Raw genomic sequence first — 20,613 nt, 5'->3', positions numbered from 1 at the left:
GATATGGGCCACGGAGAGGAGGATCATTATGTCGAAAGCGTTCAAGGCATTGGGCCTTGCGGTGGGTGCGCTGGCGCTGACCCACCTGCCGGCGTCAGCGCAAACCAAGGTCACCAATGAAGGCATCTCGGCGAACGAGATCGTCATCGGCACCCATCAGGACCTGTCCGGTCCGATTAAGGTCTGGGGCGTTCCGGTCTCCAACGGCATGAAGATGGCGGTAGAGGAGATCAACGCGAGCGGCGGCATCAATGGCCGCAAGATCAAGATGATCCTTGAGGACAATGGCTACGATCCGAAGAAGGCGGTGCTGGCCTCGCAGAAGATGGTCGAACGCGACAAGATCTTCGCGATGATCGGCCCGATGGGCTCACCGACCGTCTTGGCCGCGCAGGACGTGCTGTTCGACGCCGGGGTGCTCCAGCTCTTCCCGCTGACGGCGGCCGAATTCACCTTCAAGTTCGATCCGAGCAAGCCACAGGAGCGGCTGAAGTTCAACAACCTGCTGCCCTATGTGGAGAGCACGCGCGCCGCGCTCAAATATATGGTGGAGCAGAAGGACCCGAAGAAGCCCTGCATCATGCATCAGGATGACGAGTACGGCAAAAACGTGCTCGACGGCTTCACCCAGCAACTCGCGGCAATGAAGCTGCAGCCGGCCTCGATCACAAGCTACAAGCGCGGCGCCTCCGACTTCAGCGCCCAGGTCGCCAAGATGAAGGCTGATGGCTGCGACCTTGTCGTGCTCGGCACCGTAATCCGCGAGACTATCGGCGCGATGAACGAAGCCAGGAAGCTCGGCTGGGAAGTGACCTTCCTCGGGGCGACGCCGACCAACGTGCTCGAAGTGCCGGCGCTTGGCAAGGAAGCGGTGGAGGGCCTCTATGCGGCGTCCGGGTTCGAGATTCCCTATGAGGACACCGCCAAGGGCAAGGTGAAGGACTGGCTCGTCAACTACAAGAAGATGTTCGGCACCGACGCCAACACGCAGGCGATCATCGGCTACAACGCGGTGATGACGTTCGCCTTCTATGCGCAAAAGGCGGGCAAGGATCTGACCGGCCAGAAGATGCTGGATTCGCTTGAATCGGGCGAAAAATTTCTCGACATCTTCAATTCGCCGCCGACCAAATTCTCCAGGAACGACCACCTCGCCAACACCATCACGCAGGTGCAGCAGATCAAGAACGGCCGCTGGGTGCTGACGAAGGACAGCCTGTCGTTCTGAGTATCGCTGTCATTGCGAGCGGAGCGAAGCAATCCATGCTGCCACGAGCGGAGAGATGGATTGCTTCGTCGCTCCGCTCCTCGCAATGACGGTTGGTTAGTCCGCGGGATAACGCAACGCAGCCTCGGCCACCAGCGGCATGTCTGCATATCGCCGGGCACCGACCTCATCGACCACGAAAGTCGGCCGGTAGTTCCTGACGTCGGTATCGGCCACCATCATCATGCGGCGGTTGTCCAGCGTCAGCCACTGGCCATCGAGCCGGGCTGCGGCCACGGCATGATCCTCGCCGCGGAGCGTGTCATGCATGATGACGATTCGCAGGTCCTCCGGCGCCATGCCGGCCAGACGCAGCGCGACGAATTTGGCGATGGCATAGTCCTCGCAATCGCCGGCGCCGTTCGCAAAGGTCATCAGCGGCGAAGCCCAGACGTCGATCGCGCCATATTGCACGAGATCGTCCGCGGGCCTGATCGCGAGATTGACGGCGCGGTTGACTTCACCGAGCCGGGCGCGGCCCTCTGTGGCCTTCGCGCCGTCGATGACGGCCAGGAATTTCAGCGCGGCCGGCGAGACGCAGCTCTCGCGGTCGCCCTCGCACAGCGCAAGCTGCACCAGATCATCGGCGAGCCGGCGCTGCAGGCTGAGCCATTTGTCGCGCAATCCGCCTTCCGAGAGGATGGCTGTCGCGCGCCCGAACGGCTCGATCGATTTCTTGATCAGGACCGCGCCCCCCGGCGACAGCAGCGTCCCCGCGCTGACCTCTGCCACCGGTGCAAGCCAAAGCAGAGCAAAGGCGAACATGAGCGCGCGCAGCGCACCCGCGTAACCGAACATTCCCATCTGACACCCCTGTCCGGGCCTCGGCGGCGTTTCGCCAGCGCGTGACCAGATCGTTTCGTGGGAAGAGGATCGTGCGAGAGCGCTTGCGATCTGTTTAAGGAGATGCGGACGAGCGGGAGAAATGCGGAAAACGCTGAAGCCGGTCTCGCCAAACCGTCGAAAATTTTATCGATCTTGCCAACCCCCGCGGTCGAACCTTTTCGGGGGTAACGATGTCTTATCCTTGATGTTGGCTTAATAAGCGCGCGTCCGCAGGCGGGGCTGGCGCAACAGCATCTAAAGTCGTCGGACGCATCAGGCGGCCGGTCTTTCTGAACATATGACTAACGGGGCAGCTTTTCCCTTGATCCGTAATCTACATCACATTGGGCGCCCGAACGCCGGTGTACGTTGCTCAGGTTGGGCGGATGGCCAGCAGTCGGAAATATCCTTCCTTCGAAATAAGTAATTGAATTAACTTCAATTTTATGAAAGTTAAATGGGGCTCCATGCGATCTTCAGGCAACAACGCGCGCCGGATCAAATCTGCTTCGTGCCACGCTGGACGAAGACTTCCCGAGTTCGCTGCCAATGGGTCTCGCGCTCGGTGTGCGAGCTTTCGCGTGGTTTCTCCTAATGGTATGTGTAGGTTTGGCTAAGGAAATTTACATTTTTATTAACTATTTCTGGTGGGGGCATTGAAGTACGACGACACAGTTGCGTCGAGTGGGCTGGGGTTTCTTTCCAACGCGCATATCGATCTTGATTCATTTTCGTTCCGCGCTGGCCACGCGGACAGCTTTACTGTTCCTGACGCGCATCTTCTGTTCTCCGGCAACTTCCACAAATCCGGCAACGATCTCGTCATCACCGACGAGCTGCATCGCGTCGTGGTGCCGAACTACTTCCACGGCGACAAGCACCCGATGCTGGTTTCCCCCGAGGGCGCATCGCTGGATCCGAAGGTCGTCGACGCGCTGACCGGGCACACGGTTTACGCGCAGGCGGGAGCGCCGCCGGCGGCAGAGCTGGTCGGCCATATCGCCAACATGACCGGCAGTGCCAGCGTGGTGCGCAGCGGCGTCACCGTCGAGCTGCATAATGGCGAAGCGGTCTATCAGAGCGACGTGGTGCAGACCGGCAGCGACTCTACGCTCGGCCTCGTCCTGAAGGACGGCACCACGTTCAACCTCAACGCCAACGCGCGGTTGATGCTGAACGAGCTCACCTATGACGCCAGCAGCAATTCGAACTCCTCGCTGATCACGCTGGTGCAGGGCGCCGCCAGCTTCGTCGCCGGCCAGGTCGCCAGGAGCGGCGACATGAAAGTCGCGACCCCGATCGCGACCATGGGCATCCGCGGCACCGCTGTCATCCTCGACATCTCCTCGGTCGACGGCACGGTGAAGATCTCCGTCGTCGATCAGCAGGACAACCAGGTCCATGCTGTCCAGGTCTTCAACACGCGCGGCGTTCTGATCGGCACGGTGACCAGCAATGGCAGCATCCTGACGCTAACGCCGACTGCGGCTTTCGAGCTGATCGCGCGGGAAAGCGCCAAGACGCTGGCGGAGATCGCGCAGGAATTCGCGACCTTCCAGGCGGTGCTCAATACCTACGAGATCCAGAAGGCGATCGACCCGAACCTGCCGCAGCACACCGAGAATAACGCCAATCCGCAGACGAAATTTGCGCACCTTGGCAGCTCGACCTCGCCCAATTCGCCGGCAACCGAATTCCGCTCGGCGCTCAACACTCACGTCACCAGCACCGGTAACACTGGCAACAGCCAGACCTTTTCCGTCCTGATGGGTACGGACAACGGAACCGGCGTCGGCGGTACGTCAAATCAGGGGTTGTTTGATCAGGGCTTCCCGGGGCATCAGAATAATCAGCCCACCGGTCCGCAGCCGTCGATCCCGTTCGTCGTCAATCCGCCAACGGTCACCAGGATCTCCACCACCAGCACTGGCGATCACTTCGGGCCGGTGATGAGCGCCGACGGGCAGTTCGTCACTTATGACCCTGACGGCGTCATCTATCTGTTCGACCGTGCGACCGGCGTCACCATCGTGATCTCGCCTCCCGGGGGCGTCTATGGTTCGCCGACCATCAGCTCGGATGGTCACTCCGTCGTCTACCAAAGCTCCGGCGGCGTCATCTTCCTCTACAACAACGATCCGTCTTCGGCGCAGTACCACACGACGATACAGATCGGCGTGGGCACCTCGCCTGCGGTCAGCGGCGACGGCAGCAGGATCGCGGTCGAGAACGGCGGCAATATCATCGTCTACGATCGGCAGGGACACGTCCTCACCACGATCACGCCCGCCGATGCCGGCGCCGGCGGATCTCTGCTGAAGCCGGCGATCAGCGCCGACGGCCATGTGGTTGCGTTCTGGGGTGCCGATCCCGGAGGCGGCTCGGGCCACCTCTATGTCTACGACCGGTCGACCGGTGTCATCAGCGCGATCGCGGACACCGCGCATGGGGTCGGCACGAGCGCCGCCTCGCTCAGTGCCGACGGCCGCTATGTCGTCTATCAAAGCGCCGATGCGAACGGGCACTCGGAAATCTACCTCTACGACCTGCAGACCCACCAGATCGTCTTCCAGACTTCGAACCCGGGCGGCAGCAGCTACAACCCCGTCATCAGCCCCGACGGCCATTTCATCATCTTCGCGAGCGACGCCGCGCTGACGTCGAACGACCACAATTCGGTTGCCGATACCTATGTGGTCAATCTCACCGATCCCGCCCATCCGAAGATCGTGCTGGTTTCGACCGCGGCCGATGGAGCGTCGGGTAACGCCGCCTCCAACCTCGGCGCAACCATCAGCGCCGGCGGCCTGTTCATCGCCTTCGGCAGTAACGCGTCGAATCTTTCCACCGCGGACGGGCCTGGCGGCGATATTTTCGTGGTCGATCCGAGTTCGGGCCGCAACGCGATCGTCGAGCAGACCGCCAACTCGGGGTCGGTCCTGACGACAAGCGGAAAAGTCGGCATCACCGGGGGAATCAACGACGTCTCGCTCTCCGTCACCGACACGGCGGGCAATCCGACCGGTCTGCTGCACGCGAGCTTCAGCGCCGACGGCAATTTCGTGAACTGGACGTTCGCCGAGAACAAATCGGATTTCGCCTCGCTGGTCTATGGCGACACGGCGACACAGCAATTCCTGATCAAGCTCACCTATAATGGCGGCACGACGACCATCCCGATCACGATCGGGGTCCACAATGCCGTTCCGCCGACCATCCCGGTGGCGGACACACCTCCGGTCGTTCACGACGCCACGCTCGCGGTGTCCGAGGGCGGCGTCGTGGTGCTGACGCCGGCGAACATCAACGTCACCGACCTCGACGATTCCAGCTTCACCTTCACGGTCACCAATGTCACGCATGGCAAATTCCAGGTGTGGGGTGGCGAAGGCTGGATCGATACCGCCAGCTTCACCTCTGCCGACCTCGCTGCTGGCCACGTCCAGTTCGTTCACGACGGCTGCGAAGCCGCGCCGACCTTCTCGATCCAGGCCAGCGACGGAGAACTGCTCTCCAATGTGAAGGCGGCCAGCATTGCCTTCACCAATGTCAACGATGCGCCGACGTTGGCGGCCGGAACGGTGACGAGCGGCGTGATCAACGTGACCGTCTCAAACGGCGGGTATGACCATGTCAGCCCGGAGGTTGCCGCGAAACTTCTGGGGTCGGGCCTGATCAAGGACCTTCCCGGAGCGCAGGGTGGAGCGCATGGTTATGGCGAGGTCGCGCTCGACCCCGGCGATGACAATTCCTCCGGCGCGATCGACATCACCACGGTGTTCGGCGAGCAAGGCATCAATTTCTTCGGCCATCACTACACCTCGCTCTACATCAACAATAACGGCAACATCACCTTCCGCTCGCCGACCGACGCCTATACGCCCAGCATGATCGACGCGGGCCTGAACAATCCGATCATTGCGGTGTTCTGGGCCGACGTCGATACCCGCGGCCATGGCAGCGTCTATTACGATCTCGACGCGACTGACGGCGTCATGACCATCACCTGGGATGATGTCGGCTATTTCGATCAGAGAACGAACAAGCTGAATTCGTTCCAGCTCGTTCTGATCAGCCAAGGCAACGGCAATTTCGATATCCAGTATCGCTACGGCGATATCGATTGGACCACGGGTGACGCCAGCGGCGGTTCCGACGGCCTTGGCGGCACCCCGGCGCGCGCCGGTTATTCGGCCGGCGACGGCAAGCATTATTACGAGCTGCCGCAATCCGGAAACCAGGACGCGCTGCTCACCCTTCCGACTACCGACGGCAATACCGGCATCGACGGCGTCGATCAGTTCGAGGTGCACAACGGCGAGGTGGGTCTCACCGCGACCGGCACGATCAATTTCGCCGATCCTGACCTCAACGACGTCCATACCGCCACCAGCAGCTATACCGGCAGCGGCACTGCGCTGGGAACGCTGACGCTGGTCAAGCAGTCCGACATCGGAGGTGTCGGCGGCCAATTGGTCTGGACCTACAGCGCCGATCCCGCGGCCGTGCGCGAGGCGCTCGACGGCCTGCCTAATCACAGCAAGGTCGAGACCTTCAACGTCGTGATCAGCGACGGCCACGGCGGCACGCTCACCCAAACCGTATCCGTCACGCTGAACGAGATCGGCAACCACGCGCCGGTCGTCTCCGGCGCTGTCACCGGTTCGGCGACGGAAGATGGCAGCCCCAGCACTCTGGACGCGCTCGCCAACGCATCCGATGCCGACCAGGATACGCTCACGGTTGTGAACGTTCCGACGCAGTTGCCGGCGGGCGTGTGCTACAATGCGGCCACGCATTCCTTCACGCTCGATCCGAGCGTTGCCGCCTACCAGCATCTGGCTCAAGGTGAGCATGCAACGGTGACCGTCAACTATGGCGTGTCCGACGGCCACGCCACCACGCCGGCCTCGGTGTCGTGGACGATCAGCGGCACCGATGATGCTCCGGTCGCAACGCCGGTGACATTGGTGAGCGGCACCGAAGACGCATCCTACGTCGTCGATGCCTCCGATCTTCTGGCCGGCGTCAGCGATGTCGACAGCCAGTCGCTCTCGATCACCGCCCTCAGTATTGCGAGCGGCGGCGGCAGTCTCGTCGACAATCACAACGGCACGTGGACCTACACGCCGGCCCCGGGTTATGCCGGCCCGGTCAGCTTCACCTACACCGCTTCCGATGGCTCTCTGAGCGCGAGCTCGACGGCGTACTTGACGCTGGACTACGAGTCCGCGGTCGCCCCGATGCTGACGGTCGGCGCGAACGGCACGTTCGATCAGGTCGAGGGACCGGAGCACACGCCGATCATTGTCCCGATCGCCGTTTCCATTGCCGGCGACACCCATCCCGACGAGACCTATGTCACGATATCGGGCGCGCCGGTCGGATCGATCTTCAATCACGGCGTCTACAACGCCGTCGACGATACGTGGCGGATCGACGCCGCCGACCTCGGCGGCAACCTGACCCTCACCACGCCGCTGGACTATTGCGGAAGATTCTCGCTGACCGTGACGGCCACCAGCGTCGTTCATGGCAGCCACACCTCTGCAACCACGCCGGCGCAGACCCAGGCCGTGGTCGTCGATCACGTCGATTCCGATCAGGTGGTGACGCCGGTTGCGGTCACCGTGCACACGCCCAGCGGTTACGACTTCAGCTCGTTCTACGACGATCTGGCGGCGAGCCAGTTCGCTAGCACTGACGGCATTCATGCCTTCGTCGTCAACTTCGACAAAGGCATCGCATTCGAGATGGTCGGAAGCGGTTACAGCTACGATCCGCAGACGAACTCCTTCTCCAACATCATCAACGAAATCGATATTTTCCGCACAACAGACCCGGGCCAGGCCACGCCGGAGCACCTGTTGGTCAGCACCCATGGCTGGAACATCAACGTCCAGGCCGTCGTCAATCCCACCGGAGAAGGCGCTCCGTCCGGCGCCGGCCCGTCTGCCGGAACAGGCACGGTCGGCAACGTCTTCGGCGCTGTCGCTTTCAATTATGTCGGCAGCGTCGGTGCCGATGTGTTCATGGCCAGCGATCATCCCGATGTCTTCAACGGCCTCGGCGGTCCGCTCGGCCCGACCGATCCAGGCAGCGACACCGTGGACTACTCGCACGCAAGCGGTCCCGTCAGCGTCAACCTGCTCACCGGTGCGACCTCCGGCACCGCGGCCGAAGGCGACATCTTCTCCTCGATCGAGAACCTGCGCGGCACCGCTTTCGACGACACGCTGATCGGCGACGGCCACAACAACATCCTCTCCGGTGGTGGCGGCAACGACACGCTGTTCGGTGGTAGCGGCAACGACACTTTCGTCTTCAAGCAGAATGCCATGGGCCACGCCACGATCGGCGATTTCACGCCGGGCCAGGACAAGATCGAGCTGGACTATGTCGCCTTCGATCCGAACTCTCAGGAGAGCTTTAACGCCTGGTTCCAGGATCACGTCGCGGCCGCGCCGAACGGCCATGACGTGCAGATCGACCTCGACGGCAACGATCACAACACCATCCTGCTGAAGAACGTCGCGCTGGCCCAACTGCACGCCAACGACTTCATCCTTCCGCCGGGCAGCGTCTGACCGAACCGGCCCGCACGCCTGGGTGCACCGCACCCGTGGAGAACTCCCGGCGTGATCAATCGACGCGGGCGTGATATCGAGACGGTATGAGGCGGCTGAAGGCATTGCGAAGGTGGTTCAAGCGGCGCTTCGGCTACGCGCGGCTCGCCTGCGTTGCGCTGTTGATCGGCTTTGCCGCGCTCAGGGTGCTCGATCCCCCGCCGATCGAGGAACTTCGGGTCAGGACGTTTGACGGTTTCCAGGTCGTCGAGCCCCGGGTCAAGACGATCAGGCCGGTCACCGTCGTCGATATCGACGAACAGAGCCTGTCCGAGCTCGGCCAGTTTCCCTGGCCGCGCACGCTGATCGCCGATCTCGTCACCAACCTGACCAAGCTTGGCGCGGTCGTGGTCGCCTTCGACATCGTGTTCTCCGAGCCTGATCGGCTCAATCCGGATGCCGCCGCCGACACGATCCGCAATCTCGACGAGGAGACCAGAGCGAAGCTGCGGGCGCTGCCAAGCAACGACCAGATCCTGGCGGAGGCGATGGGCAAGTCGCGGGTGGTGCTGGGCGCCTCCGGCCTGCCGTTCGTGGTCGCCGAATTCGACAAGTCGCTGCCGCTGACGCCGCTCGCCATGAAGGGCGAGGAGCCGCAGCCGTTCATGTTCGATTTCCCCGGCCTGCTGCGCAACGTCCCCGTGCTGGAAGGGGCCGCCGCCGGCCGCGGCCTGTTCACGATCAGGCCCGAGCGCGACGGCATCGTCCGCCGCGTGCCGATGATCATGCTGGCGCAAGGCGCGACCATGCCGTCACTGAGTTTCGAGGTGCTGCGGGTCGCGACCGGCTCCGGCACCGTGCTGGTCGATACCGACGAGGCCGGAATCAAGAGCCTCTCGCTCCGCGGCTTGCGGATTCCGACCGACCATAACGGCCAGCTCTGGGTGCATTTCGCCCAGGCTGACCCCTCGATCTACGTCTCGGCGGTCGACGTGCTGCACGGGCGGGTGCCGGCGGAGAGGATCCAGGGCAAGCTGGTCCTGATCGGCACCTCGTCGGTCGGGCTGAACGATATCAAGACCACGCCGGTCACGCCCGCGATGCCTGGCGTCGAGATTCATGCTCAGGTGCTGGAGAGCGCGCTAAGCGGAGCCAGCGTGTCGCAGCCGAACTACGGCATCGCGTTCGAGTTCGCGACCGCGCTGGTGTTCGGCCTGCTCGTGATTGCATTCGCCCCGCTGTTCGGGCCGATCACGCTGGTCGGCTTAGGTGCGGTGTTCGCGACCGCGCTGATAGGCACCTCCTGGTATTTCTACACGCAGCACCGCCTGCTGATCGATTTCACCTATCCCTTGATGTCGACCACGGCGATCTATCTCACGCTGATCTTCTCCAGCTTCGTCCGCGAGCAGCAGCAGCGGAAGCAGATCCGCGGCGCGTTCGCCCAGTACATGTCGCCTGCGCTGGTCGAACAGCTCGCGCAATCGCCGGAGAAACTCGTGCTCGGCGGCGAGGAGCGCGAAATGACCATCATGTTCTCCGACGTCCGCGGTTTCACCACGATCTCGGAATCCTACAAGCACGATCCGCAGGGACTGACCGCCCTGATGAACCGCTTCCTGACGCCGCTCACCAATGCGATCCTCGCCCGCAAGGGAACGATCGACAAATATATGGGCGATGCGATCATGGCGTTCTGGAACGCGCCGCTTGACGACAAGGAGCACGAGATCAACGCCTGTGAGGCCGCGATCGACATGCTCGAGCGCATCGATGAGCTCAACAGGCTGCGCAAGCAGGAGGCCGACGCCGGCGGCCACGTCTACATCCCGCTCAATGTCGGCATCGGCCTCAACACCGGCGTCTGCGTGGTCGGCAATATGGGCTCCGATCTGCGCTTCGACTATTCGGTGCTCGGCGACAGCGTCAATCTCGCTTCGCGCTTGGAGGGACAGTCCAAGGAATACGGTTTTCCCATCATCGTGGGGTCGCAGACTGCACTCGCCGCGAAGGAGAAGTTCGCGATCCTCGAACTCGACTTCATCATGGTCAAGGGCAAGAAGGAGCCGGAGGTGATCTATGCGATTGCCGGCCGCGATGACATCGCGCAGTCCGGCCGCTTCCAGCGCCTGCGCAATCTCACGATCGAGATGCTGGCCTGCTACCGCGGCCGCGACTGGCAAGGCGCGCTCGCCGCGATCGAGCGCGGCCGCAAGACCGACGAGGGCCATGCGCTGGAGCGTCTGTACAATCTCTACGAAGCCCGCATCCGCCATTTTCTCGAGAACCCGCCCCCGGAAGATTGGAACGGCGCGTTTGCGCTCTTGACGAAGTAGCGCGGGTGGGCAAAGCGAAGCGTGCCCACCATCACGGACACCGCAAGAAATGGTGGGCACGCTGCGCTTTGCCCACCCTGCGACTCCGCGTCGTCATTCCGGGGCGATGCGAAGCATCGAACCCGGAATCCATTTTTCCGCCATCGCCTGCGGTCCGATGGATTCCGGGTTCGCGCCGAGAGGCGCGCCCCGGAATGACAACGCTATCTACGGCAGACTCACTCCAACCCGATCTGCGTCAGGTCCTGGAACCAGTGCTGCGCCTGCACAAACGTCTTGACCTTGGGCGACAGCGCATGCGGGTTGGTGTCGTGCACCACCCACACGAGCACCGCATCGTCGACGATCAGCGCATGCGCCTGCGCCAATAGTTCGTCCTGCTTGGTGGTGTCGAAGGTCTGCTTGGCCTCGTCGATCAGCGCATCGACCTTCGGGTTCTTGTAGCCGCCCCAGTTGACGCCGACAGGCGCGATCTGGCCGGAATGGAAGAAGCGGACGATCGCGTAGAGCGGGTCCGAGGTCACATAGGCGATGTTGTTGGCGGTGATGCCGGCGTTCATCTCGTCGGCCGCGCCCTTGCGCCAATGTGTATAGAGAGTCTCGAGTTCGACCACCTTGAAGTCGACGTCGATGCCGATCTCCTTGAAGCTCTGCTGCAGGAATTCGTTCATCGGCAGCGACAGCATCTGTCCGGTGCCGCCCTGGGCGATGATGAAGGTCGTCTTCAGCGGCTTCTCCTTGGAGTAGCCGGCTTCCTGCACCAGCTTCTTGGCGGCGGCGAGATCATATTTGATGTCGAAGGTCGGCTTGCCGAACCATGGGCTCGACGGGTCCACCTGGCCCTTGGCGGGTTTTGCCAATCCGTTCATCAGTCCGACGACCGCGTCGCGATCGATCGCGAGGTTGAGTGCCTTGCGCAGGCGGATGTCGGTCCAGGGCGAGCCGGGCAGCACGCTCAGATGATAGTTCCAGACATGCGGCGTAACGTTGTCGACGATCTTCATGCCGGCAGCCTTGAGCTGCGGCACGGCGTCCGGTGCCGGCGTCTCGATCAGGTCGACCTGCCCTGCGAGCAGCGCGTTGGTGCGCGTCAATGCCTCCGGCATCGGGATCAGCACCATCTTGTCGACCTTCGGAATGCGCTTCTTGTTCCAGTAGTCGTCGTTCTTGGTGAGCTCGGCGAGTTCACGCGGCACAAGCTTGGTCAATTTGAACGGGCCGGTGCCGGAGGGCTGGCTGGCGAACTTGTCCCAGTCCTTGCCGAGCTTTTCATATTGCGCGGGGCTCGAGACCAGGAACCAGAGCATCTGGTAAGGGAAGAAGGAGTCGACCGTCTTGGTCGTGATCTCCACGGTGAAATCGTCGATCTTGGCATAGCTCGCGACCGACGGCAGGCGGGTCTTGACCTGCGCGCTCTGCCGCTTGTCGAACTGCGGTGCCTTGTCGTTCAGCACCTTGTCGAGATTCCAGATCACGGCGTCGGCGTTGAACTCGCTGCCGTCATGGAACTTGACGCCTTTGCGCAGCGTGAAGCGCCACTTGGTCTTGTCCTTGTCGTCGACTTTCCATTCCGTGGCGAGGCCCGGCACCAGCTTTCCCGGCCGGTCGGCGACATCCATCTCCCAGGCGACGAGTGGATCGTAGATCGTATAGGCGGTGAATTGATAGGCACCGGCGCCGCGATCGGGCTGGCCGGTCGTGAGCGGGATATCCGCCATCGAGATTCCGTAGCGCACCACGGATTCGGCTCGCGCCGGCTTGGCGCTCCAGCCTGCGCCGATGGCAAGCGCCAAAGCGGCTAGGAGAATCGAATATCGGGTGCGCATGTTACTGAAGCTCCGTTGACGTATTCCGAATACCGGATGCCAACCAAGCAAGCTTGATGCCAGATTAGGCACATCTTTCCGTCCCGCAGCATGGACTGAGAAGAATCGACGCATCCAGGGGCGATTTCCCGCAGAACTATTCCCCTTGGCACAGGCATTGCATACGATTGCCCAACAATTAATCACCCGAAGTTGAAGAAGGGACCTTGCGATGCGTAATGAGAATACCAGGACGATGATGCTGGCGGCGGCGCTGGCAATTGCGCTGGCGGGCCTGCCGCGCGCGGCCGGCGCCGAAACGGTGCTGCGCATCGGCATGACCGCTGCCGATATTCCGCGCACGCTCGGGCAGCCCGACCAGGGCTTCGAAGGCAACCGCTTCACCGGGCTCACGATGTACGACGCGCTGACGATGTGGGACTTGTCGTCATCAGACAAGGCGAGCGTCGTCATCCCCGGCCTTGCGACCGAGTGGAAGGTCGACGATGCCGACAAGAAGAAGTGGATCTTCAAGCTGCGCCCCGGCGTCAGCTTCCATGACGGCTCGCCGTTCAATGCCGATGCCGTTGTCTGGAATGTCGACAAGGTGCTCAGGCAGGATGCACCGCAGTTCGATCCGAGCCAGGTCGGCGTCACCGCTTCGCGCATGCCGACGCTGGCCTCGGCCCGCAAGGTCGACGACATGACGGTCGAACTCACCACCAAGGAGCCGGACAGTTTTCTGCCGATCAACCTGACCAACCTGTTCATGGCGAGCCCGGCAAAGTGGCAGAAGTTCTATGACACTTCCGAAGGCGCCGATGCCAAGGCGAAATCGCAGGCCGCCTGGGCCGCGTTCGCCAAGGACGCCTCCGGCACCGGTCCGTGGAAGATGACGAAATTCACGCCGCGCGAGCGGCTCGAACTCGCCAAGAACGCTGCCTATTGGGATAAGGCGCGCGTTCCGAAGGTCGACAAGATGGTGCTGCTGCCGATGCCGGAAGCCAATGCGCGCACTGCGGCGCTGCTCTCCGGCCAGGTCGACTGGGTCGAGGCGCCGGCGCCGGATGCGTTGCCCGAGATCAAGCAGCGCGGCTTCGTGCTCTACAGCAATGAAGAGCCGCATGTCTGGCCCTGGCAGTTCTCCCGCATCGAGGGCTCGCCGTGGAACGACATTCGCGTCCGCAAGGCCGCCAATCTCTGTGTCGATCGTGAAGGTCTGCGCGACGGCCTGCTCGCCGGGTTGATGGTGCCTGCGACCGGCACCTTCGAGCCGGGCCATCCCTGGCGCGGCAATCCGACCTTCCAGATCAAGTATGACAAGCCTGCCGCGCAGAAGCTGATGCAGGAAGCAGGCTACGGTCCGAACAAGAAGCTGACGGTGAAGATCCAGACCTCTGCTTCAGGTTCTGGCCAGATGCTGCCATTGCCGATGAACGAATACCTGCAGCAGGCGCTCGCCGAATGCTATTTCGACGTACAGCTCGACGTGATCGAATGGAACACGCTGTTCACCAATTGGCGGCGCGGTGCCAAGGACCCGACCGCCAATGGCTCCAACGCCACCAACGTCACCTATGCGGCGATGGACCCGTTCTTCGCGCTGGTGCGATTCCTGCAATCGTCGATGGCGCCGCCGGTGTCGAACAATTGGGGCTATATCAATAACCCCAAGTTCGATGAACTCGTGACCAAGGCGCGCCAGAGCTTCGATCCCGCCGCGCGCGATGCGGCGCTTGCCGAGCTGCATGCGGCCTCCGTCGATGACGCGGCGTTCCTTTACGTCGCCCACGACGTCGCGCCGCGCGCGATGAGCCCGAAGGTCAAGGGTTTCGTGCAGCCGAAGAGCTGGTTCGTCGATTTCTCGCCGGTCTCGATGACGCAGTGAGGCCTGCGCTGCTCTATCCTTCGTCATGCCCGGGCTTGACCCGGGCATCCACGCCCTTCTTGCTTTGTCATTCCGGGTTCGCCCTGCGGGCGCCCCGGAATGACTGGGGCAAGTGGATAGGCGTGGATGGCCGGGACAAGCCCGGCCATGACGGATGAGAGACACACGCACAAATCAGAGTAACGCCCGTGTTTACCTATATCGCCAGACGCATCGTCTATGTGATCCCGATCGTCATCAGCGTCGCGCTGGTGTGTTTCCTGCTCGTGCACATCACGCCCGGCGATCCCCTGGTCGCGGTGCTGCCGGCCGACGCCTCGCAGGAGCTGGCGCAGCAATTGCGCACCGCCTATGGCTTCGACCGTCCGTTGCCGGTGCAGTTCGGGCTGTGGCTATGGCGCGCTGTGCACGGTGATCTCGGCAGTTCCATCGCGACCGGCCGGCCCGTGCTGTCGGAAGTGATGCGCGCCGTCGGCAATACCGTGACGCTCGCGATTTTTGCGGCGATGATCGGCTTCACGCTCGGGCTGCTGTTCGGGCTGATCGCCGGCTATTTCCGCGATAGCTGGATCGACAAGCTCGCGACGTCGTTTGCGATCGCCGGCGTCTCGGTGCCGCATTACTGGCTCGGCATGGTGCTGGTGATCATCTTCTCGGTGCAGCTCAACTGGCTGCCCGCGGTCGGCGCTGGTCCTGGCGGCTCCGGTGCGTGGGCGTGGGACTGGGATCATTTGCGCTACCTGATCCTGCCTGCGGTCACGAGCTCGGTGATCCCGATGGGCATCGTCACCCGCACGGTGCGCGCGCTGACCGGTGATATCCTGTCGCAGGATTTCGTCGAGGCCTTGCGCGCCAAGGGCCTGCGCGAGACCAACGTGTTCCGCCACGTCATCAAGAACGCGGCCCCCACCGCGCTCGCGGTGATGGGATTGCAACTCGGCTACATGCTCGGGGGCTCGATCCTGATCGAGACCGTGTTCTCCTGGCCGGGCTCGGGACTGCTGCTCAACTCCGCGATCTTCCAGCGCGATCTGCCGCTGCTGCAGGGCACGATCCTGGTGCTGGCGCTGTTCTTCGTGCTGCTCAACCTCCTGGTCGACATCGCGCAGGCCGCGATCGACCCGCGGATCAAGCGAGGCTAGCGCGATGAGCACGATCACCGATCTCGCACTGCAAGCAGCCCCCGCGACGAAGGCGCGCGGCTATTGGGCCACCGTCGGCCGCCGCATCATGCGCGACAAGGTCAGCATGGCCTGCGCGCTCATTCTGATCCTGATCTTTGCAGCGGCACTGTTCGCGCCATGGCTCGGGCTCGCCGATCCCTACCAGGGCTCGATGATCCGCCGCCTGCGCCATATCGGTACGCCAGGCTATCTGCTCGGCACCGACGAGCTCGGCCGCGATATGCTGTCACGCCTCGTCTATGGCGGGCGTTTGTCGCTGATCATCGGCATCCTGCCGGTGATCTTGGCCTTCGTGATCGGCACCGGCCTCGGGCTGGTCGCGGGTTACGTCGGCGGCAAGCTCAATACCGCGATCATGCGCACCATCGACGTGTTCTACGCCTTCCCCTCGGTGCTGCTGGCGATCGCGATCTCCGGCGCGCTCGGCGCCGGCATCGTCAACTCCATCGTGTCGCTCACCGTCGTGTTCGTGCCGCAGATCACCCGCGTTGCCGAAAGCGTCACCACCGGCGTGCGCAACATGGATTTCGTCGAGGCCGCGCGCGCCTCCGGTGCCGGTCCGCTCACCATCATGCGCGTGCACATGCTCGGCAACGTGCTGGGCCCGATCTTCGTCTACGCCACCGGCCTGATCTCGGTATCGATGATCCTCGCCGCAGGCTTGTCGTTCCTTGGCCTCGGCACCAAGCCGCCGGAGCCGGAATGGGGCCTGATGCTGAACACGCTGCGCACCGCGATCTACGTCAATCCGTGGGTCGCGGCGCTGCCGGGCGTGATGATCTTCGCCGTCTCGATCTGCTTCAACCTGCTGAGCGACGGCATGCGCAGCGCCATGGACATCAGGAACTAAAGCGATGAGATCGACTACAGCTATCTCCGTAGCGGTCCCCACCTCTCCCAAAGGGAGAGGTCGGATCGCATCGCGAGATGCGATCCGGGTGAGGGGTTACGCTCCATCGAGGGACCGGCACCCCCTCACCCGGCGCTGCGCGCCGACCTCCCCCCAGTGGGGAGAGGTGAACCTGGAGGCCCCGCATGAGTAACCCAGTCGACATGCTCACTCCGATCGAGGACGTCGGTGGCGCCGCGCAGCCATTGCTTCAGGTGAAAGGCCTGACCAAGCACTTCCCTGTGCGCGGCGAATTGTTCAGCGCGCGCAAGACCGTGCGGGCCGTCGATAACGTTTCCTTCGCAATCGCCAAGGGCGAGACCGTCGGCATCGTCGGCGAGTCCGGTTGCGGCAAGTCGACCACCGCACGCCTCCTGATGCACCTGATGAAGCGCGATTCCGGCGAGATCATCTATGACGGCATGCAGGTCGGCCGCGCGCTGTCGCTGCGCGAATTGCGCCGGGGCATGCAGATGGTGTTCCAGGACAGCTACGCCTCGCTCAATCCGCGTCTCACCATCGAGGAATCCATCGCCTTCGGTCCGAAGGTGCACGGCATGGCAGATAGCGCCGCACGTGCGCTGGCGCGCGAGCTGCTTGGCAAGGTGGGCTTGCGGCCCGAAAACTTCGCCAACCGCTATCCGCACGAAATCTCCGGCGGCCAACGCCAGCGCGTCAACATCGCGCGTGCATTGGCGCTGTCGCCACGGCTCGTGATCCTGGATGAAGCCGTTTCCGCACTCGACAAATCGGTCGAGGCGCAGGTGCTCAACCTGCTCGCGGATTTGAAGCGCGAGTTCGGCCTGACCTATCTCTTCATCAGCCACGACCTCAACGTCGTCCGCTACATCTCCGACCGTGTGCTGGTGATGTATCTCGGCGAAGTCGTCGAGCTCGGCCCGGTCGACAAGGTCTGGGACCAGCCCGCGCATCCTTATACGCGCGCACTGCTGGCCGCGATGCCATCCTCCGATCCGGACAAGCGGACCGAGGTGCCGCCGATCTCGGGCGATCCGCCGAACCCGATCGATCCGCCGCCGGGCTGCCGGTTTCATACTCGCTGCCCGTTTGCGGAGCCGCTCTGCGCAAAAGCTACTCCACAACTGACCACGCTCGATAGTACGGGTCATCAGGCGGCGTGCTACATGGCTATTCCCGGCTCGGGGCACAGCCGCGCACCGGCAAGGGAGGAAGAGGCGGCATGACGAAACCCAGTCCCAAGGAAGCTACGGCGATGGCCGACGTCGCGGGCGTGCCCATCGACGGCGAAGCTGCCGCACGCATTTCGAATTCGATCAGCCCGGCCTTCGCCGGCTTCGCGCCGGTCGCCGGCACGCTGCCGTTCGATCTCGAGCCCGCGAGCTTCCTACTCGCGCAGACCGCGAAGGTGTCGAAATGAGCAGCGAGCTTGCCTTGATGTCGCTGACCGCGGTCGCGAAAGCGATCGCCGACAAGAAAGTCTCCTCGCGCGAGGTGACCCGAGCCTTGCTGCACCGCATCGCGGAGTGGCAGCCCAAGCTCAACGCCTTTATGGCGATCGAATCCGAACAGGCGCTCGCCGCCGCCGACCAAGCGGATGCGGAACTCGCGAAGGGCAAGAGCCGCGGTGTGCTGCACGGCGTGCCGCTCGCGCACAAGGACATGTATTACGAGGCCGGCAAGGTCGTGACCTGCGGCTCGCTGATCCGCCGTGACTTTGTCGCCAAGACCACGGCGACCGCGCTGCAGCGATTGAAGGATGCCGGCAGCATCCGGCTCGGCTCGCTGCAGATGGTCGAGTTCGCCTACGGCCCGACCGGCCACAATGTGCATTACGGCCCCGTCCGTAATCCCTGGAACATCGATCACATCACCGGCGGCTCCTCCTCCGGCTCCGGCTCGGCGGTCGCAGCAAGGTTGACCTCCGCGGCGCTGGGATCGGACACCGGCGGCTCGGTCCGGATGCCCGCGCATTTCTGCGGCGTCACCGGACTGAAGACGACCGTCGGGCGCGTCAGCCGCGCCGGCGCAATGCCGCTGTCGCAATCGCTCGACACCGTCGGCCCCTTGGCGCAAACGGCTGAGGATTGCGCGCTGCTGCTCGGCCTGATGGCGGGCAGCGACCCCGAGGATCCGACCGCCTCGACCTTGCCGGTGCCGGACTATCTGGAAGCGACCAAGGGCTCGCTGAAAGGCCTCAAGATCGGCCTGCCCACCGCATTCTACGTCGACGATCTCGATTCCGAGGTGGCGCGCATCCTCGACGAGACCATCGCCGTTCTCAAGCGGGAGGGCGCGGAAGTCATGAAGGTCGAGTTGCCCGACCAGCGCCAGCTCAGTTCGGCATCCCAGCTCGTGCTTGCCGCCGAGGCGGCCGCCTTCCACAAGCGCTGGATGATCGAGCGTCCGCAGGATTACGGCGCGCAGGTGTTGATGCGGCTGCAGAACGGGCTCGCAGTTCCCGCCGTCAGCTATCTCGAAGCGATGCGCTGGCGCGGCCCCGCACTTGCGGCCTACAATGCCGCGGTTGCCGGCGTGGACGCCGTGATCGCGCCGGCAGCGCCGGTGCCTGCGCCGACGATCGCCGAGAGCGATGTCGGCAACGGTCCTGGCGCCGAGGCGGTGATCCAGCGGCTGACGCGCTTCACCCGCCCGGTCAACTATCTCGGCCTGCCGTCGCTGGCGATCCCCTCGGGCTTCACCCGCACGGGGCTCCCGGTCGGCATGCAACTGATCGGCCGCTCCTTCGAGGAAGCCACGCTGCTTCGCATCGGCGCGGCGTTCCAGCGGGCCACCGATTTCCACGCCAAGGTGCCGAAGCTCGCATGACCAATCTTGTCGAAGTCCGGAATCTCAACATCCGCTTCACCGGCGAACGCACGGTGCACGCCGTCAATGACCTCAGCCTGTCGCTTCGTGAGGGCGAGGTGCTCGGCCTGCTCGGCGAGTCCGGCTCCGGCAAGAGCGTCACGCTGCGGGCGCTGATGCGGCTGTTGCCGAAGAAGCGGACGCAGATTTCGGGCAGCGTCAAGGTGCTGGGACAGGACGTGCTCGGGATGGACGACGAGGCGCTGTCGAATTTTCGCGGCCAGACCGTCTCGATGATCTTCCAGGAGCCGGCGCTTGCGCTTGATCCGGTCTACACCATCGGCCGCCAGATCGCGGAAACCGTGATGCGGCACGAGGGCAAGAGCGAGCGCGAGGCGACGGCGCGTGCGCTCGAGATGCTGGAGGTGGTGCGCATTCCCTCCGCCAAGCGCCGGCTCGACTCCTATCCGCACGAGATGTCGGGCGGCATGCGCCAGCGCGCGATGATCGCGCTCGCGCTCGCCTGCAAGCCGAAGATCCTGCTCGCGGACGAGCCGACCACCGCGCTCGATGCCACCGTGCAGATCCAGATCCTGCTGCTGCTGCGCGAATTGCAGCGCGAATTCGGCATGTCCGTGATCTTCGTGACCCACGACATCGGGGTCGCGATCGAGATCTGCGACCGCGTCGCGGTCATGTATGCCGGGCAGATCGTCGAGCAGGGCAGTCTCCGCGGCATCGTGCGTTCCCCGGTCCACCCCTACGCCAAGGGCCTGTTGGCCTCGACCATCCATGGCGCCAAGCGCGGCGAGCGGCTGGAGACGATCCCGGGCACGCCGCCCTCGCTCGACCGCGCGCCGACCAATTGCTCCTTCGCGCCGCGCTGCAGCCTGGCCCAGCCGCGCTGCTCCGAGCAGTTGCCGGCCGCCGTTCAGGTGGCGCCGGACCGTATCGCGCGCTGCGTGCTCGCCGAAGTCTCTCTCCGTAGCCCGGGTGAAGCGCTAGCGTAACCCGGGGACCACTCGCCAACGCCGACGCAGTTGTCCCGGGTTGCGCGTTCCGCTCC

General features: G+C 63.6%; 12 protein-coding genes. 10 read left to right on the top strand and 2 right to left on the bottom strand.

The window, feature by feature from the left end; all coding sequences use genetic code 11:
- Positions 1–28 precede the first annotated feature (28 nt).
- Complete coding sequence (locus tag AC5ZG5_RS16735; protein WP_456642866.1) at positions 29–1,228, top strand: ABC transporter substrate-binding protein; 1,200 nt, start codon at positions 29–31, stop codon at positions 1,226–1,228.
- A gap of 96 nt (positions 1,229–1,324) precedes the next feature.
- Here the strand turns inward: AC5ZG5_RS16735 and AC5ZG5_RS16730 are convergent, their stop codons facing one another.
- Positions 1,325–2,071 carry a transglutaminase-like cysteine peptidase gene (locus AC5ZG5_RS16730; RefSeq protein ID WP_456642867.1) on the bottom strand — a complete coding sequence of 249 codons (747 nt, stop codon included), beginning with the start codon at positions 2,069–2,071 and terminating at the stop codon, positions 1,325–1,327.
- Between the two features lie 677 nt (positions 2,072–2,748).
- Here AC5ZG5_RS16730 and AC5ZG5_RS16725 point away from each other — a divergent pair.
- Together AC5ZG5_RS16725 and AC5ZG5_RS16720 are read left to right on the top strand one after the other, a co-directional pair.
- On the top strand, positions 2,749–8,679 hold the full coding sequence (locus tag AC5ZG5_RS16725) for a cadherin-like domain-containing protein (RefSeq protein ID WP_456642868.1): 5,931 nt from the start codon (positions 2,749–2,751) through the stop codon (positions 8,677–8,679).
- Positions 8,680–8,765: 86 nt separating this feature from the next.
- Positions 8,766–10,994 (top strand): CHASE2 domain-containing protein, encoded by a 2,229-nt coding sequence (locus tag AC5ZG5_RS16720; protein WP_456642869.1) that lies wholly within the window; start codon positions 8,766–8,768, stop codon positions 10,992–10,994.
- Positions 10,995–11,212: 218 nt separating this feature from the next.
- Here AC5ZG5_RS16720 and AC5ZG5_RS16715 read toward each other — a convergent pair whose 3' ends face one another.
- Entirely contained in the window at positions 11,213–12,820 is a 1,608-nt protein-coding gene (locus tag AC5ZG5_RS16715) for an ABC transporter substrate-binding protein (RefSeq protein ID WP_456642870.1), read from the bottom strand.
- A 235-nt stretch (positions 12,821–13,055) separates the two neighbouring features.
- On the opposite strand from AC5ZG5_RS16715, the gene AC5ZG5_RS16710 reads away from it, so the two are divergent.
- The 7 genes from AC5ZG5_RS16710 (at position 13,056) to AC5ZG5_RS16680 (ending at position 20,557) form a co-directional block, all read left to right on the top strand.
- Entirely contained in the window at positions 13,056–14,687 is a 1,632-nt protein-coding gene (locus AC5ZG5_RS16710) for an ABC transporter substrate-binding protein (RefSeq protein ID WP_456642935.1), read from the top strand.
- Positions 14,688–14,875: 188 nt separating this feature from the next.
- On the top strand, positions 14,876–15,829 hold the full coding sequence (locus tag AC5ZG5_RS16705) for an ABC transporter permease (RefSeq protein WP_028167796.1): 954 nt from the start codon (positions 14,876–14,878) through the stop codon (positions 15,827–15,829).
- A 4-nt stretch (positions 15,830–15,833) separates the two neighbouring features.
- A complete protein-coding gene (locus AC5ZG5_RS16700) occupies positions 15,834–16,721 on the top strand; it encodes an ABC transporter permease (RefSeq protein ID WP_208828209.1) in 888 nt (295 codons plus the stop codon).
- 185 nt (positions 16,722–16,906) lie between these two features.
- Positions 16,907–17,965, top strand: a complete 1,059-nt coding sequence (locus tag AC5ZG5_RS16695; protein WP_456642871.1) for an ABC transporter ATP-binding protein — start codon at positions 16,907–16,909, stop codon at positions 17,963–17,965.
- Complete coding sequence (locus AC5ZG5_RS16690; RefSeq protein WP_130225846.1) at positions 17,962–18,159, top strand: hypothetical protein; 198 nt, start codon at positions 17,962–17,964, stop codon at positions 18,157–18,159. The genes AC5ZG5_RS16695 and AC5ZG5_RS16690 overlap by 4 nt, the downstream gene beginning before the upstream one ends.
- Complete coding sequence (locus tag AC5ZG5_RS16685) at positions 18,156–19,568, top strand: amidase (protein ID WP_456642872.1); 1,413 nt, start codon at positions 18,156–18,158, stop codon at positions 19,566–19,568. Before AC5ZG5_RS16690 ends, AC5ZG5_RS16685 begins: the two co-directional genes overlap by 4 nt.
- Entirely contained in the window at positions 19,565–20,557 is a 993-nt protein-coding gene (locus tag AC5ZG5_RS16680) for an ABC transporter ATP-binding protein (RefSeq protein ID WP_456642873.1), read from the top strand. Before AC5ZG5_RS16685 ends, AC5ZG5_RS16680 begins: the two co-directional genes overlap by 4 nt.
- The last annotated feature ends 56 nt before the right edge of the window (positions 20,558–20,613 follow it).

Source organism: Bradyrhizobium sp. Ses1, assembly GCF_059512365.1.
Note: the sequence above shows the minus strand (reverse complement) of the source record. Positions and strands in the feature narration are given on the sequence as shown.